This is a genomic window from Streptomyces sp. PKU-EA00015 (assembly GCF_013387495.1).
Classification (GTDB): Bacteria; Actinomycetota; Actinomycetes; order Streptomycetales; family Streptomycetaceae; genus Streptomyces.
Genome location: NZ_JABZEE010000004.1, coordinates 120,511 through 135,898 on the forward strand (window position 1 = coordinate 120,511; position 15,388 = coordinate 135,898).

Genomic DNA, 15,388 nt, shown 5'->3' on the forward strand with positions numbered 1-15,388 from the left:
CAGGGCCCGTCAGGGCAGCAGGGCACCCGTCGGTTCGCTGTGGCGGATCCGCACGGGCTCGGTCTGCGGGTGGTTGTGCCGGTGCGCCCAGCTCTCCAGGGCCACCCGGCGGGCGTGGTCCAGGTGGCGCAGGCGCGCGAGGTCGAGCTCGGTCGGCTGGTCCTGCGGCAGCTCTTCCAGCTGTTCGACCAGGACTTTACCGTCGCATTACCTGGTGATGACAGATCACGAATACGCCGTCCCGGTAGATCCGCGGACTCATTCTTTGCGCTGGCCAATACGGGATCCGCCCGCGACACCAGCGCGGCCCCTTCCGCCGATGCGGCGCCTCGGCCATCATGATCGGGCGTCAGAGACCCTTCAGCGAAGAGGTGACGCCCATGGCCGGGTTCCGGATGGGGCACGGAGTTCTGCGCCGCAAACCCATCGAGCAGATCGAGGAAGCCGACGTCCACCAACGGCTGACGCGCACCCTCGGGCTGTGGCAGCTCACCGCGATCGGTGTCGGTGGCATCATCGGCGCGGGCATCTTCAGCCTTGCGGGCGCCGTCGCCAACGGCACCGCGGGCCCGGCCGTGCTGGTCTCGTTCCTGATCGCGGGCGTCGCCAGCGCGGCGGCCGCCTTCTCGTACGCCGAGTTCGCGGGAATGATCCCGAAGGCCGGGTCGGCCTACACCTACGGCTATGCGGTCCTCGGCGAACTGGCCGGCTGGTTCATCGGCTGGGACCTCCTGCTGGAGTACACCGCCATCGTGGCCGTCGTGGCGATCGGCATCTCCGGGTACTTCAACTTCCTCGTCGAGGCGGTGGGGGCGGAACTGCCGGCCTGGATGCTGGGCGCGCCCGGCACCGGGGAGGGGCACAAGGTCGACCTGTTCGCCATGCTGCTCTGCCTGCTCATCGCCTACCTCCTCACCCTCGGCATCAAGAACGCGGCCCGCTTCGAGACAGGCGTCGTGGTGCTGAAGGTGCTCGTCGTCCTCCTTGTCATCGCCGTCGGCATGGTGCACATCGACACCGCCAACTACGACCCGTTCTTCCCCTACGGCCTGGGCGGGGCGTTCACGGGAGCGGCGACGGTGTTCTTCGCCGTCTTCGGCTACGACGCGATGTCGACGGCCGCCGAGGAGTCCAAGGACGCCCAGCGCCACATGCCCAAGGCGATCGTGTACTCGCTGGCCATCTCGATGGTGCTCTACGTGCTGGCCTGCCTCGTCCTGACGGGCATGCAGGACTACCGGGACATCGACCCGGAGAGCGGCTTCTCCACGGCCTTCAAGTCGGTGGGCCTCCCCGGGCTCGCCAACGTGATCGCGGTCGGGGCCATCATCGGCATCCTCACCGTCATGTTCACGTTCATGCTGGGCGTGACACGGGTCTGGTTCTCGATGAGCCGCGACGGACTGCTGCCGAAATGGTTCGCGAAGACGCACGAGACCCGGCACGTGCCGACCCGGGTGACGTGGATCGCCGGCTTCGCCTCGGCGGCCATCGCCGGATTCCTGCCGATCGGCGAGGCGGCCGAACTGACCAACATCGGCATCCTGCTGGCCTTCGTCGTGGTGTGCATCGCCGTGATCGTGCTGCGCTACCGGCGCCCCGAGCTGCCGCGCACGTTCCGGTGCCCGGGCATGCCCGTGGTGCCCGCCCTCGGCGTGGTCTTCTCGATCTGGCTGATCACCTTCCTCCAGTGGCAGACGTGGGCGCGGTTCGCGGTCTGGTTCCTCATCGGACTGGTCGTCTACTTCGCCTACTCGTACCGGAATTCGGAGCTGGGCAAGGCCGAGGCGGCGGCGGAGGCCGGTTCCGCGGCGCCGCCGCGCGAGCCCGGAAGCTGACCGAGGCGCGGGCCCGGCCTTCACAGCGGCCGGGCCCGCGTGTCCGCGCGTACCGCCCGGGAGACACCGTCCCCGCCCGCCCGCAGCGGACGTGAGGCCATGCGGCCGTGCCCCGGTGGAGTGAGTACGCGGGCCGGGTGACAGAGGCGGCAGCGGACGGGGTACCCATGCGGCGTTGTTTTCCCGAGCGCCGGAGGATGCTGTCCCCATGCCCCTCAGTCTCAGCAACGGCGCCGCAAGGTGGCTGGTCGGAGCCCTGTGTGCTGCCCCGCTGCTCGCCGCGTGCACGCAGACACCGTCCGCACCCCCCTCGCCGCCCTCCTCTGCGGGATCCCACGCGGCGTCCGCGACCGTCGACGGGCCGTTCGGCCGGCACGACGCCGCGGGGCAGGACGCCCGCCCGGGCGCCCGGTTCCGGCTGCCACCCCCTGCTCACCTTCCCGGGGTCGGACCGGCCACCCGCGCCGATGTCCCGGCCGGTACGCGCCAGGCCCTGGTGGTCGTCGGCGAGACGCGGGACACCAGCGACGCCACCGCGGTGCTCTACGAACAGGACGTGACACAGCAGTGGAGGCGCGCCGCCGGGCCGTGGCCCGCGCACAACGCCCTGCGCGGCTGGACGCTCGACCACCGCGAGGGCGATCTGCGCACACCGATCGGAGTCTTCGGGCTCGGCGACGCCGGCGGGCTGCTGCCGGATCCCGGGGCCCGGCTTCCGTACGACCAGGACGACGAGTTCGTCGCCACGGGCACCGGCTTCCTCGGCGAATCCCTCGACGGCTCCTTCGACTACGTGGTCGCCATCGACTACAACCGCGTCCGGGGAACGACTCCGCTGGACAAGGAACGGCCGCTCGGCTCCGACAGGGGCGGCGGCGTGTGGATCCACGTCGACCACGACGGCCCCACCCAGGCGTGCATCTCGCTTCCCCGGAACGCCATGCGGGAGCTGCTGCGCGCCCTGGACCCGGCAAAGCAGCCCGTGATCGTCATGGGCCCCGCCGCCGAACTCGCCCGGTGACCGCCCGGCGGACGGGGAGGCGGCGGCGTGCCGGCGCGGCTTGTGCGCGTATGTGCCGGGGTGGATTCTGGAGGAGATGAACGGTGCCGGTTCAGCCGCCATGAGTCCGTGGAACGCGGCGAACACATGGACCGCATGGAGCGTGCCGGAGAGCGCTGATCCGCGTGGCCCTCTCGACCTCGCCAAGGCGGCCACGGTGGTCCTCGATGCCCGGAACACGGTCATCGGGTGGAGCCCCGCGGCCGAGTCACTGCTCGGCCACCCGGGCGAAGCGGTCATCGGCCGGCCCGTCGACGTGCTCCTCGGCTCCCATCCGGCCGACTCCGGGCGCCGCACGGCGCACGACCTCCCGCCCAGCGGCACAGACACCCGCATGGCACGGCACCGTGACGGCCACGCCGTGCAGGTGGTCGTCGTCGTGTGCCCGCTCACAGGCGGCGGCCCGGCGGCACGCATCCTGCTGATCGCCGAGTTGGAGAGCCTGCGTCTGTCCGAGACCCGGCGGGCCATGCTGCACGGGCTGACCACCCAGTCGGCGATCGGACTGGCCGTCTACGACACCGATCTGAGACTGACGTGGGCCAACACCGCGCACGACCGCGAGGTGGGCCGCCCGCTGGCCGAGTACCGCGGCCGGACGGCCGACGAGCTGTACCCCGACGGCGCCCTGCTGACCGTCGACTGCCGGACGCTCAACGAGGTCATGCACCAGGTGATCGACACCGGCGAGCCCGTGATCGACCTGCACTTCCGCGGAAAACTCCCCAGCGATCCGGAGAAGGACCACGTCTGGTCCTGTTCGTACTACCGGCTGCTGGACGCCGACGGGCGCGTGCTGGGCGTCTGCGAGGACGCGTTCGACATCACGGACCGTTACGAGGCCCAGAACCGCCTGGCCCTGCTCGTCGAGGCGGGCCGCCGTATCGGCACCACGCTGGACATGTCCGTCACGGCGCAGGAGATCGCGGACGTCGCCGTCCCGGACTTCGCGAGCGCGGTCACGGTCGACCTGGAGCGTGCCGTGCTGGAGGGCGGCGAGCCCGGCACCGAGGGGGCGGCGGACTCGGTGTACGTCCGTGTCGCGGCCCGGTGCGACCCGCGGACCGCCGCGGAGACCGCGCTGCCGGTGCCGTGCCCGGACGAGGGCGAACCGCTGCCCGGGCACGAGGGCGAGCCGGTCCGCCGTGTGCGGTACCCGCGGGGTTCGCTTCAGCTGCGGAGCCTGGCGTCGGGCGGCCGGGTGGTCGACGAGAACACTCTGGTCGTGCCGTTGCGGACCCGGGCCGGCACGATGGGCCTCGTGACCTTCGTGCGCACCGGCCGTCCCACCGTCTTCGACAACGGCGAGGTCGCGCTCGCGGACGAGTTGACCGCCCGCGCCGCCGTGTCCATCGACAACGCCCGCCGCTTCACCCGCGAACGCGTCGCCTCCCGCACCCTTCAGCGCCAGTTGCTGCCCCAGCACCTGCTGCAGCAGCCCGCCGTGGACGTAGCCCACCGCTACCTCCCCACGGACGACGTGACCGGGGTCGGCGGCGACTGGGCGGACGTCATCCCGCTCTCCGGTGCACGGGTCGGCCTCGTCGTCGGGGACGTCGTCGGGCACGGGCTGCAGGCGGCGGCCACCATGGGACGGCTGCGCACGACCGTGGAGGCGCTCGCCAGGCTGGACATGGCCCCCGACGAACTGCTGACCCGCCTGGACGACTTGGTCGGCCGGTCGCCGGAACGACATCCCGGTCTCCTGGAGGACACCGCGGACGGCGGGCCGTCCGGAGCCGGCGGCCTGCACCCCGACGTGGCCATGGGCGCGACCTGCCTCTACGCCGTCTACGACCCGGTCTCCCGCCGCTGCGCGATGGCCAGAGCCGGCCACCTGCCGCCCGCGATCGTGAAGCCCGACGGCTCGTGCGCCTTCCTCGAGCTGCCGGCCGGGCCGCCGCTGGGACTGGGCGGCATGCCGTTCGAGGCGGTGGAGACGGAGCTGCCCGAGGGCAGCCTGATCGCCCTGTTCACCAACGGCCTCGTCGAGGCGCGCGACCGCGACATCGACGACGGACTCGGCTCACTGAGCCGTCTGCTCTCCGACGGCCACGGCAGGCCGCTGGAGGAACTGTGCGACCGGGCGGTGGCCGAACTGCGCCCCGACGGGGCCGCGACGGACGACACCGCGCTGCTCCTCGTCCGTACGCGTCAACTGGGCGCGGCCCAGGTCTGTGTCTGGGAGCTCCCGGCGGAACCCGTCGTGGTCGGCCGCGCCCGCGAACTCGTCACCGGACAGCTGGGCGAATGGGGCCTGGACGAGCTGGCGTTCTCGACCGAGCTCGTCGTCAGCGAACTGGTCACGAACGCCGTCCGCTACGCCGGGGGACCACTGCACCTGCGCCTCATCCGGGACCGGGCCCTGCTGTGCGAGGTCGCCGACGCCGGGCACACGTCACCGCACCTGCGCAACAGCACGGTCGAGGACGAAGGCGGCCGCGGCCTGTTCATCGTCGCCCAGCTCGTGCAGCGGTGGGGCACGCGGTACACGAGCTCCGGCAAGATCATCTGGACGGAACAGGAGTTCCCCGACGGCGCCGAAGGCACCGACGGCGTCTGAGGCGTCCGCGGGTCACGCCGTGTGGTGCGCGAGCGCGGCGTGCGGATCGGCCCTCCCGGGAAGGGGCGCCGGGTCGGCATGGACCAGGGCGGCCGTCAGCCGGGGCAGCGCGTGGAGCAGCGCGTGCTCGGCGTCCACGGCCACCCGGTGTGCCTCGAACACGGTCAGCCTGCCGTCGACGACCACGGCGACCTCCGCCCGCAGACGGTGCCCGATCCAGCGCAGCCGCAGCTCGCCCACCGCGCGCACGCCCCTCACTCCACGCAGCGACTGCTCCGCCGCGTCCACCAGGGCGGGGTCGACGGCGTCCATCACCCGGTGGAAGACCTCCCGGGCGGCGTCGCGCAGCACCAGCAGGATCGCGGCCGTGATGGCGAGACCGACGATCGGGTCGGCCAGGCGCCAGCCCACGGCCGCGCCGCCCGCGCCGAGCAGAACCGCCAGCGAGGTGAAGCCGTCGGTGCGGGCGTGCAGCCCGTCGGCGACCAACGCCGCCGAGCCGATCCTGCGGCCGGTGCGGATGCGGTAGCGCGCGACCCACTCGTTGCCCGCGAAGCCGATCACGGCCGCGGCGGCGACGGCCGGGAGGTGGCTCACCTCCCGCGGGTTCAGCAGCCGGTCCACCGCCGACCACGCGGCGAAGGCGGCCGATGCGGCGATGGTCAGCACGATCACCATGCCGGCCAGGTCCTCGGCCCGCCCGTAGCCGTAGGTGAACCGCCGGGTGGCCGCCCGCCGGCCGAGGACGAACGCGACGGCCAGCGGCACCGCGGTCAGCGCGTCGGCCGCGTTGTGCACGGTGTCGCCCAGCAGCGCCACCGAGTCCGACAGCACCACCACGACGGTCTGCGCCGCCGCCGTGGCGCCGAGGACGGCCAGGGAGATCCACAGCGCCCGCATGCCCTGGGCGGACGTCTCCAGTGCCCGGTCGACCTTGGCGGCCGACTCGTGGGAGTGCGGGCGGAGCAGGTGCGCCGCCCGGTGACGCATACGGGCCCACCGGGCGTCCGGCCCGTGCCCGCGAGGGTGGTCGTGCCGGTGCGCGTGGTCGTCGTGTGTGTGCTCTGTCCCCGTCATGCGGCCTACCGTCGCACGCACAATCCATTGCGGCTACAGCCGTCGTACACCCTCTGACCAGGTGCGACACGCTCGCAGGTGCGTCCGGTTCGGTCCTGGGCGACAGGCGGGGGACGCAGGCCTGTTCAGCCGGGGTGCGGGGCCTCGCCGATGTGATGGCCCGCCACCGCGAGGCCCTTTGACACGGCCTCGGTGAAGGCGGAGATCGCCTCGTTGTGACGGCTCGGCACCCGGACGACCGGCGTGAGCCAGGCGAGCGCCGCACCGTCGACGGGCCGCCGGACGAGACCGTCGGGCAGGGGGCGCCGGGGCCTCGTTGAGGTGGATCCCACGGCCCGCCGGCACCAGGCCTTGCAGGGATGCGGATTGGGGTATGCCCTCACGCTCTTCGGGCACGGCGTCACCAACGCCGCCCGTCCGGGCCGCACCCGATGGGCGCAACAGCGGATGCTGCCTTTCTCACATGAGCCTATGGTCATGGACAGCCTGCCCCACTGTCGTGGCAGGTCCGCCGAGAGAAGGGCGTCTGATGCATCGTCACCACAACGGCCGCGCCGCGGGAATCCGCATCGGAGCGGGTCTGTGCGCGGCTGTCTCCGCCTCACTTGTCCTGCTGTGCGCCGCTCCGGGCGCCCAGGCGGACCCCGCGCGCGGCACGGCTCCGACGGCCCCACGGGTCGACTGGAACGCCATCGCCCAATGCGAGTCCAGCGGCAACTGGCAGGCCAACACGGGCAACGGGCACTACGGCGGCCTGCAGTTCACCCAGTCGAGCTGGCGGGCGGCGGGCGGCCTGAGGTACGCGCCGCGGGCGGATCTGGCGACGAGGTCGGAACAGATCGCGACGGCGAAGAGACTCGCCCGGATCCAGGGCATGGGCGCCTGGACCTGCGCCGGCCGCTGAGGCGCGAGGCCGGCCGAGGCCGGGGGAGTGCCGGTGGTCCTGCCCGGACCGCCGGCACTCCACCCCTCGACCGTGATCAGCCCTGGAGAACGCCCGACTTGGCGATCGTGACCTTGGACTTGACCGCACCGCTGCGCGAGCCCAGCGACTCGATCTGCTTCACGACGTCCATGCCCTCGACGACCTCGCCGAAGACGACGTGCTTGTTGTCCAGCCAGTCGGTGACGATCGTGGTGATGAAGAACTGCGAGCCGTTGGTGTTGGGGCCCGCGTTGGCCATGGAGAGCTGGCCCGGCTTGGTGTGCTTGATCTGGAAGTTCTCGTCGGCGAACTTCTCGCCGTAGATGCTCCGGCCGCCCGTGCCGTCGCCGCGGGTGAAGTCTCCGCCCTGGAGCATGAAGTCCGGGATGACGCGGTGGAAGGACGAGCCCTCGTAACCGTAGCCGTGCTCGCCCGTGGCCAGCTCGCGGAAGTTCTTGGCGGTCTTGGGGACCACGTCGTCGAACAGGGTGAAGACGATCCGGCCGGCGGGCCGGTCGTCGATGGTGATGTCGAAGTACACGTTGTTGCTCATGACTGCATCCTGACATCTGTCGTCACCACCGCGCACACCAGGCACACCCTTCGCCCCGCTTCGGGCGGGAGCGTCACGTACCGAGCAGGGCCTCCAGCGGGATGTGACTGTCCGTCAGGGACTGCTCCGTCCAGATCACCTTGCCCGTCGGTGTGTACCTCGTTCCCCACCGCGTGGCGAGCTGGGCCACGAGGAACAGGCCGCGGCCTCCCTCGTCGGTGAGGGCCGCGCGGCGCAGATGGGGCGAGGTACTGCTGCCGTCGGAGACCTCGCACACGAGAGCACGCTCGTACAGGAGCCGTACGTGGATCGGCTCGGAGCCGTAGCGGATCGCGTTGGTGATCAGCTCGCTCAGCACGAGTTCCGTGGTGAATCCCACCTCGTCCAGCCCCCACTCCTCCAGCTTGCGGCTGCAGGCGTTGCGGACCGGGGCGACGGCGGCGGGGTCGCGGGGCACGTCCCACGTGGCGACCCGCCCCGGATCCAGCAGCCGGGTACGCGCCACCAGCAGGGCGATGTCGTCGCGGCGCGGCGTGGGCAGCATGGTGTCCATCACCGCCTCGCAGATCTCCTCGGGGGCGCCGTCGGCATGCTCGGACAGCACCCCGCGCAGCGCCTCCAGCCCGGCGTCGATGTCGCGGCCGCGGTGTTCGACGAGCCCGTCGGTGTACAGGACGAGCCTGCTGTCCTCGGGCAGGCGCACCTCCGTGGCCTCCATCGGCAGGCCGCCCAGGCCCAGCGGGGGTGAGACGGGTACGTCCACGAACCGCACCGTCCCGTCCGGGTGCACCAGGGCGGGCGCCAGGTGTCCGGCCGTCGACATGCAGCACAGGCCGGAGACGGGATCGTAGATCGCGTACAGGCACGTCGCTCCGGTCGTGCCCTCGCCGTCATCGTCCGGCTCGTCCTGGTCGAGACGGCTGACCAGGTCGTCGAGGCGGGTCATCAGGTCGTCCGGAGGCAGGTCCAGCGTGGAGAAGTTGTGCACCGCGGTCCGCAGGCGGCCCATGGTCGCCGCGGCGTGCAGTCCGTGGCCGACCACGTCGCCGACGACGAGCGCGACCCGCGCCCCGGGCAGCGGGATCACGTCGAACCAGTCGCCGCCCACCCGCGCCTGCGCGGGCAGGTAGCGGTACGCGATGTCGAGGGCGTTCTGGCTGGGCAGCCCGTGGGGCAGCAGGCTGCGCTGGAGCGTTTCGGCCATCCGGTGCTCGCGCGTGAAGCGCCGGGCGTTGTCCACGGCGACGGCGGCACGGGCGGCCAGCTCCTCGGCGAAGGACAGGTCCTCCTCCTCGAACGGGTCGGGCTGCTCCGACCGCCAGAAGTTCACCATGCCCAGCAGCACGCCGCTGCCCTGCAGCGGCGCCGTGATGAGCGAGTGGACCCCGTAGGCCAGGGCGACGTCCGCGCCGTGGCGGTCCTGTGCCCGCCAGGCGTCCGCGACCGTCAGATCGGCCTCCAGGGCGGCGTGACCGCTGGCCATGGCCGCCGCCATGGGCGTGGCGTGCGCAACGAAGTGGATCACATCGCCCACCGGCTGGAAGGGGTGGTCGGGCCGGATACCGCACAGCGCCGCCCGGCGCATCGCCGACGGCGCGCCCGAGGGCTCGTCGCCGTGCAGCACCGCGTCGGGCAGTTCGACCGTGACGAAGTCCGCGAAGCGGGGGACCGCCACGCGCGACAGCTCCTCCGCGGTCCGCACCACGTCCAGCGTGGTCCCGATTCGCACCCCCGCCTCGTAGAGGATCTTCAGGCGCTCCCGGGCCACCTCCGCCGTGCCGGCCAGGGCCCGCAGCTCCGTGGTGTCGCGGAGCGTCGCCACGTTGCCCGAGTTCCCGCCGTAGGGCGCGGTCGGCCGGGTGCTGACGGCCAGCAGCCGGTCCCCCGCCAGGTGCACCTCGTCGGTGACGGCACGGTCGGAGACCAGCAGCCCGGCGATGTCGAGGTCCAGGCCCAGATCGGCGACCGGCTGCCCGTCGGCGTCCGGCGGCAGCTCCAGGAGGCGGCGGGCCTCGTCGTTGGCCAGCATCAGGCGGTCGTCGCCGCCGACGATCAGGACCCCTTCGCGCACAGCGTGCAGGACCGCGTCGTGGTGCTCGTACATCCGGGTCATCTCTTCGGGGCCGATGCCGTGGGTCTGGCGTCGCAGGCGCCGGCTCACCAGGGCGGCGCTGGCCGTGGCCAGGGCGAGGGCTGCGGCAGCGGAGGCCAGGAGCACCGGCAGCTGCCGGTCCACGGCGTTGCCGACGTTCTCGATCTGGACGCCGGCGCCGACCAGACCGATGACGGTTCCGTCGGGCGCCATGACCGGAACGATCGCGCGGGCCGCGTCGCTCGGAGCTCCTTCGAAGATCTCCGCGAACGCCTCCCCGGCCTCGGCCCGCTCCACCCCCACGGCGACCCGGCCGACGAGGTCGGGGTAGGTGTCGGCGTAGCGCATGCCGTCGGGGGCCATCACGGTGATGAAGTCGACCCCCGACGCGCGCGCGGCGTCCGTCACGAGCGGCTGGAGCACGGCGCTGGGATCGGACGAGCGCAGGGCGGCCGCGGTCCCCGGGGCGTGGGCGAAGGCGGCGGCGCTGGCCATCGACCGGTTCTGCGCGTCCTGCTCGCTGTTGTGCTGCGCCTGCAGTACGAGGGCGATCACGGCGGCCACGATGAGCAGCACCGCGACCACGGTCTGGAGGAAGAGGACCTGTCCGGCGACGCTGCGTGAACTCAGCAGGGACATCGGGCCGCGCAGGACGCGCCGCAAGGCGTCGAACCTGTCGAGCCTGTGCCGGTTCATAGCGTTCCACTCCCGGGGACCTGGGCGTCCGTTGCGGGCGGACCTCCGGTGAGGCGGCGGGCGGCCGAAGGCCGGGGGGCCGTGACGACGGCCCGATCATGACCCTTCTAGCATCAATGTACTTTTCGCCCCTCCGGGCTGCGCCCCGGGGCGCAGCGATCCGCGCCGCCCCGGACACGGCGGCGATCCGCCGGCGTGGACGAATCGCCGGTGGCGGCGAGGCGGCGATCCGCCGGCGGGGAGGGTCGCCGGTGGCCAGGACGGCCCCTGGCGCACGGTGGCCCGGTCGCCCCCTCAGGTGTCAGGCACGCCGGTCCGTCCGGGCCGCCAACCCTTGCCGCAGGCATTCCACGAGACGGCTCGCCATCGTTCCCCCGGGATCGAGCCGGGGATTGAAAATGGTGACGTCCAGCCCCCGGGCCCGCTCGTCGGCCAGTGCCGTCGCCAGCACCGTCTCCAGTTCCGTCCACGACAGGCCGCCCGGGATCCGGTAGTCGACGGCAGGCATGATCGCGTCGTCGAGGACGTCGACGTCGAGGTGCACCCAGAAGCCGGCCGTCTCCCCCCGCGTGAGGTGGTCGACCGCCTGGCGCGCGGCCGCGGCGGCCCCCGCCGCCCGGACACGCTCGAGCCCCATCGCGTGCAGGCGCGGCGGGAGCGGCTGCATCCCCGCCAGCGCCGACTCGGCCGCGTCACGGAAACCGAAGGCGACGACGTCCTCGTCCCGCAGCAGCGGCCCGCGCCCCTCCAGGTCGGTGAGGAGCCGGGGGCCACGGCCCGTCGCCAGGGCCAGTTCCATCGACGCCGCCTCGCCGGCCGGCTCCGCGGACGGCTGGTAGAAGTCCGTGTGGCCGTCGAGGAACAGCAGTCCGTGGCGTCCGCGGCGGTGCAGGGCGAGCAGGTTGCCCAGCAGGATGCTGCAGTCGCCGCCGAGCACGACGGGAAAGTGGCCGCGGCGGAGCACGCCGCCGACGGCGTCGGCCAGGTCGACCGAGTACCGCGCGATACCCGCCGGGTTGAGAACCCCCGTCTCATCGTCACGCCTCGGGTCGTACGCCGGCGCTTCGACCCGGCCCGCCCGCACGGCCCCGGGAAGACCCGTCAGCCCGGCGTCCAGCAGCGCCCGCGGGAGGTCCTGGACACCGGACGGCCGCAGACCGAGCACGGACGGCGCCTCGATGAACTCCAGTACCTGCACGTGCCCACCCCTTCGCCGGCGAGGCGGCCGCGGGAACCGCGCGACGGGGGCCGACAGCGCGGGGCCGCGGACCGGACCCTACGCCGGGCCGCCCGGGGGCGGCGCGGGGACATCGCCGCAGGGTCCGTTCTCGTGAACGGGGCCACCCAGCCGGGCGCGCCGTCGGGCGGCTCAGCCGAGGGCCGGGCTCACGGCCTCGGTCAGGACGTGCGGGTGGGCGAGATTGTCGGGATGCAGGACGAGCTGGAGCTCGCTCTCGGTCAGCAGCCCCTTGGCCAGGACGAGTTCGCGCACACTCCGGCCGGTCGCCAGAGCCTCCTGGGCGACGGCGGTGGCCTGCTCGTACCCGATGTGCGGGTTGAGCGCGGTCGCCAGGCCGATGGAGTGGGTGACGAGGTGGGCGAGGTGCTCGCGGTTCGCGGTGATGCCGGCGACGCAGCGCTCGGCGAGGGTCAGGCAGCCGGCGCGCAGGTGCGACAGGCTCTTGAGGAGGCTGTGGGCGATGACCGGTTCGAAGGCGTTCAGCTGGAGCTGACCCGCTTCGGCGGCCATGGTCACGGCCATGTCGTTGCCGATGACCTCGAAGGCGATCTGGTTGACGACCTCGGGGACGACGGGGTTCACCTTGCCGGGCATGATGCTGGATCCCGCCTGCACCGCGGGCAGGTTGATCTCGGCGAAGCCCGCGCGGGGTCCGCAGGACAGCAGCCGCAGGTCGTTGCAGACCTTGGAGAGCTTGACGGCGATCCGCTTCAGCACACCCGACAGCTGCACGAACGCGCCCGCGTCCTGGGTGGCCTCGACGAGGTCGTCGGCGACCGTCAGCGGCAGTCCGGTGACGGTGCGCAGGTGACGGCAGGCCAGCGCCGCGTACTCGGGGTGGGCGTTGAGCCCGGTGCCGATGGCGGTGCCGCCGAGATTGATCTCGCGGATCAGCTCCCGTGCCTCGGTGAGCCGCTTGTGGTCCTCGGCCAGCATGACGGCGTAGGTGGCGAACTCCTGACCCAGCGTCATGGGTACCGCGTCCTGGAGCTGGGTGCGGCCCATCTTCAGGACGTCCGCGAACTCCTCGGCCTTCGACGCGAACGCCGAGCGCAGCACCTCCATGGCGTCCAGCAGCCGCTGGGCCGTGAAGTCGAGCGCGATCTTGACGGCGGTCGGGTAGACGTCGTTGGTGCTCTGGCCCGCGTTGACGTCCTCCAGCGGGTGCAGGTGCGCGTACTCGCCCTTGCGGTGACCGAGGAGTTCCAGGGCGCGGTTGGCCACGACCTCGTTGGCGTTCATGTTGGTCGAGGTGCCGGCGCCGCCCTGGATCACGTCGACGACGAACGCGTCGTGGAGCCGCCCGGCCCGGATTTCCTCGCACGCCGCCACGACCGCGTCCGCCTTGGGTCCCTCCAGCAGGCCGAGGTCGCGGTTGGCGAGGGCCGCGGCCTGCTTGACGCAGGCGAGGGCGGTGACGAGGTCCGGATAGGCCGAGACGGGGGTGCCGGTGATGGGGAAGTTCTCCACCGCCCGCAGGGTGTGGATGCCGTAGTACGCGTCGGCGGGGACGTCGCGGTCACCGAGCAGGTCGTGCTCGGTACGCGTCCCTGGGTGGACGTGGTCCTGGTGCGTGGCCATGGAGGTTCGGAATCTCCTGTCGCGTGGGTACGCGGGGTCGGGGCGTGGTGAGGGGTGAAGGGGGCTCGGGGCACGGGTGGCGCCGGGCGCGCGGCTTTCGCGGTGACGGCCGCAGGTCCGCGCGGTGCGCGGCATGATCCAAACGAGAGGCCCTAGGCCCGGGCGAGTTCGGCCGGCGACGCGGCGTCGGCCGGCACGGGGACGGCGAGGGTGTGGCGCAGTACCTCGTCGCGCTCGCGCGGGTCGGTGGTGGCGAGCAGCGCGCTGAGCACGGCGATGCGGGTCTGGCCGGCGCGCAGCGTGCCCGCCGGCACGGCTCCGGCGGCGACGAGGTCGACCGCACCGCCGTGGGTGTAGATCTCGGTGACGGGTCCGGCCTGGACACGGGTGGTCAGGGCGACGAGCACGCCGCGGGACACCGCGGTGGCGACGGCCTCGACGGTCTCGGGAGTGGCGTTGCCGGCGCCGGTGGCCACCAGGACGATGCCCTGCGCGCCGGCGCCGACGGCCGCGTTCAGCAGATACGGGTCGGCGTCGCAGTGGTGCATCACCATGTCGACGCGCGGCGGGCTGTCGGGCAGGGCCGGGAGCGGCAGGCCCGCAGGACGCCGGGGGTGGCGCAGGACCGAGACGCGACCGAAGCCCACGTTGCCGATGCGGGCGCCGGAGGGGTCGGCGAAGGCGTCCGCCGCGAGTGTCTGGGTCTTGACGGTGCCGCGTGCGGCGTGCACCTTGCCGTCGAAGGCGACCAGCACGCCGAGGCCGCGGGTCGTCGAGGCGGTCAGCAGCGCGTCGTGGAGGTTGCCGGGGCCGTCGCCGTCGGCGGCGTCGAGCGGCAGCTGGGCGCCGGTGAAGACGACCGGACGCGGGTCGTCGTGGTGGAGGTCGACGAGGAACGCCGACTCCTCCAGGGTGTCGGTGCCGTGCGTGACGACGATGCCGTCCACGTCCGGGTCGGCGAGGACCTCGTGGACGGTGCGCAGCAGGGTCAGCTGGTGGGCCGTGGTGAGACGGGGGCTGTTCACGCTGAACAGGTCGACGATCTCGATGGTGACGTCCGCGGGGACCGCCGCGGTCGCCATGACCTCCCGGCCGTGGGCCTCGGCGGCGAATCCGGATCCCTGCCAGCGGCTGGCTATGGTTCCGCCGGTGCTGATGACGACGATCCGTCCCATCTGCGTTCTCCTCGTCGGTGCCCCGGTGGGGGCGGTGGCTCGAGTGCGACGCAATGATAGGCGGATTGTCCCGCAATATGATTGTCTCTTCGACCCGCCCGTCCCAGGAGGACGTGGTGGATAATTGCGCAATGGACGCCATCGATCGTGCAATCTTGCGTGAGCTTCAGAAGGACGGACGGCTCAGCAACCAGGACCTGGCGCAGCGCGTGGGCCTGACGCCCTCGCCCTGCATGCGCCGGGTCCGGCAACTGGAACAGGACGGCGTGATCCAGGGGTACCGCGCGGTGATCGACCCCGAGGCAGTCGGGCGCAGCTTCGAGGTGCTCGTCTCCATCGAGGTGCGGCGTGACCGCGAGGCGGTCGAGGCGTTCGAGGCGGCGCTCCAGGACATCCCGGACGTCATCGAGGCGTACCGGTTGTTCGGCAGCCCGGGGTGTCTGCTGCGCATCGCGGTGGCAGACCTGCGGGCGTACGAGCAACTGTGGATCGAGAAGCTGACGGCCCTGTCCGGTGTCACCGAGGTCAACTCGCAGATCATCATGAAGCGGATCAAGGACCCCGCCGGCCTGCCGGTGGACGGCTGAC

Annotated in this window: 12 protein-coding genes; 5 read left to right on the forward strand and 7 right to left on the reverse strand. The window is 72.4% G+C overall.

Features of this window, described 5'->3' with window-relative positions:
* The first annotated feature begins 380 nt into the window (after nucleotides 1-380).
* The 3 genes from HW130_RS04340 to HW130_RS04350 all read left to right on the forward strand — a co-directional run bounded on the left by HW130_RS04340 (nucleotide 381) and on the right by HW130_RS04350 (nucleotide 5,461).
* Nucleotides 381-1,838, forward strand: a complete 1,458-nt coding sequence (locus HW130_RS04340; RefSeq protein WP_177148046.1) for an amino acid permease — start codon at nucleotides 381-383, stop codon at nucleotides 1,836-1,838.
* 208 nt (nucleotides 1,839-2,046) lie between these two features.
* A complete protein-coding gene (locus HW130_RS04345; protein WP_177148047.1) occupies nucleotides 2,047-2,859 on the forward strand; it encodes a hypothetical protein in 813 nt (270 codons plus the stop codon).
* Between the two features lie 100 nt (nucleotides 2,860-2,959).
* On the forward strand, nucleotides 2,960-5,461 hold the full coding sequence (locus tag HW130_RS04350) for a SpoIIE family protein phosphatase (protein WP_256355845.1): 2,502 nt from the start codon (nucleotides 2,960-2,962) through the stop codon (nucleotides 5,459-5,461).
* A gap of 12 nt (nucleotides 5,462-5,473) precedes the next feature.
* On the opposite strand, the gene HW130_RS04355 is transcribed toward HW130_RS04350, so the two are convergent.
* A complete protein-coding gene (locus HW130_RS04355; protein WP_177148049.1) occupies nucleotides 5,474-6,538 on the reverse strand; it encodes a cation diffusion facilitator family transporter in 1,065 nt (354 codons plus the stop codon).
* Nucleotides 6,539-6,663: 125 nt separating this feature from the next.
* The gene (locus tag HW130_RS04360) at nucleotides 6,664-6,870 is read right to left on the reverse strand and encodes a hypothetical protein (protein ID WP_256355846.1); all 207 of its coding nucleotides are present in this window, start codon (nucleotides 6,868-6,870) and stop codon (nucleotides 6,664-6,666) included.
* A 197-nt stretch (nucleotides 6,871-7,067) separates the two neighbouring features.
* Between HW130_RS04360 and HW130_RS04365 the strand changes: the two genes are divergently transcribed.
* Entirely contained in the window at nucleotides 7,068-7,442 is a 375-nt protein-coding gene (locus tag HW130_RS04365) for a transglycosylase family protein (protein WP_177148050.1), read from the forward strand.
* 76 nt (nucleotides 7,443-7,518) lie between these two features.
* Here HW130_RS04365 and HW130_RS04370 read toward each other — a convergent pair whose 3' ends face one another.
* The 5 genes from HW130_RS04370 to HW130_RS04390 all read right to left on the reverse strand — a co-directional run bounded on the left by HW130_RS04370 (nucleotide 7,519) and on the right by HW130_RS04390 (nucleotide 14,800).
* On the reverse strand, nucleotides 7,519-8,016 hold the full coding sequence (locus HW130_RS04370) for a peptidylprolyl isomerase (protein WP_177148051.1): 498 nt from the start codon (nucleotides 8,014-8,016) through the stop codon (nucleotides 7,519-7,521).
* Nucleotides 8,017-8,089: 73 nt separating this feature from the next.
* A complete protein-coding gene (locus HW130_RS04375) occupies nucleotides 8,090-10,804 on the reverse strand; it encodes a SpoIIE family protein phosphatase/ATP-binding protein (protein WP_177148052.1) in 2,715 nt (904 codons plus the stop codon).
* A gap of 301 nt (nucleotides 10,805-11,105) precedes the next feature.
* Nucleotides 11,106-12,002, reverse strand: a complete 897-nt coding sequence (locus tag HW130_RS04380; protein WP_177148053.1) for an arginase family protein — start codon at nucleotides 12,000-12,002, stop codon at nucleotides 11,106-11,108.
* 171 nt (nucleotides 12,003-12,173) lie between these two features.
* Nucleotides 12,174-13,625 (reverse strand): aspartate ammonia-lyase, encoded by a 1,452-nt coding sequence (gene aspA, locus HW130_RS04385; protein ID WP_177148054.1) that lies wholly within the window; start codon nucleotides 13,623-13,625, stop codon nucleotides 12,174-12,176.
* Between the two features lie 152 nt (nucleotides 13,626-13,777).
* Nucleotides 13,778-14,800, reverse strand: coding sequence for an asparaginase (locus HW130_RS04390; RefSeq protein ID WP_177148055.1), 1,023 nt, complete (start codon nucleotides 14,798-14,800; stop codon nucleotides 13,778-13,780).
* Between the two features lie 131 nt (nucleotides 14,801-14,931).
* On the opposite strand from HW130_RS04390, the gene HW130_RS04395 reads away from it, so the two are divergent.
* On the forward strand, nucleotides 14,932-15,387 hold the full coding sequence (locus HW130_RS04395; RefSeq protein WP_177148056.1) for an Lrp/AsnC family transcriptional regulator: 456 nt from the start codon (nucleotides 14,932-14,934) through the stop codon (nucleotides 15,385-15,387).
* Nucleotide 15,388: the final 1 nt, after the last annotated feature.

Coding starts and splice junctions, on each gene's coding strand:
- HW130_RS04340 (WP_177148046.1), top strand. CDS start 381: ATGGCCGGGTTCCGGATGGGGCACGGAGTTCTGCGCCGCAAACCCATC.
- HW130_RS04345 (WP_177148047.1), top strand. CDS start 2,047: ATGCCCCTCAGTCTCAGCAACGGCGCCGCAAGGTGGCTGGTCGGAGCC.
- HW130_RS04350 (WP_256355845.1), top strand. CDS start 2,960: ATGAGTCCGTGGAACGCGGCGAACACATGGACCGCATGGAGCGTGCCG.
- HW130_RS04355 (WP_177148049.1), bottom strand. CDS start 6,538: ATGACGGGGACAGAGCACACACACGACGACCACGCGCACCGGCACGAC.
- HW130_RS04365 (WP_177148050.1), top strand. CDS start 7,068: ATGCATCGTCACCACAACGGCCGCGCCGCGGGAATCCGCATCGGAGCG.
- HW130_RS04370 (WP_177148051.1), bottom strand. CDS start 8,016: ATGAGCAACAACGTGTACTTCGACATCACCATCGACGACCGGCCCGCC.
- HW130_RS04375 (WP_177148052.1), bottom strand. CDS start 10,804: ATGAACCGGCACAGGCTCGACAGGTTCGACGCCTTGCGGCGCGTCCTG.
- aspA (WP_177148054.1), bottom strand. CDS start 13,625: ATGGCCACGCACCAGGACCACGTCCACCCAGGGACGCGTACCGAGCAC.
- HW130_RS04390 (WP_177148055.1), bottom strand. CDS start 14,800: ATGGGACGGATCGTCGTCATCAGCACCGGCGGAACCATAGCCAGCCGC.
- HW130_RS04395 (WP_177148056.1), top strand. CDS start 14,932: ATGGACGCCATCGATCGTGCAATCTTGCGTGAGCTTCAGAAGGACGGA.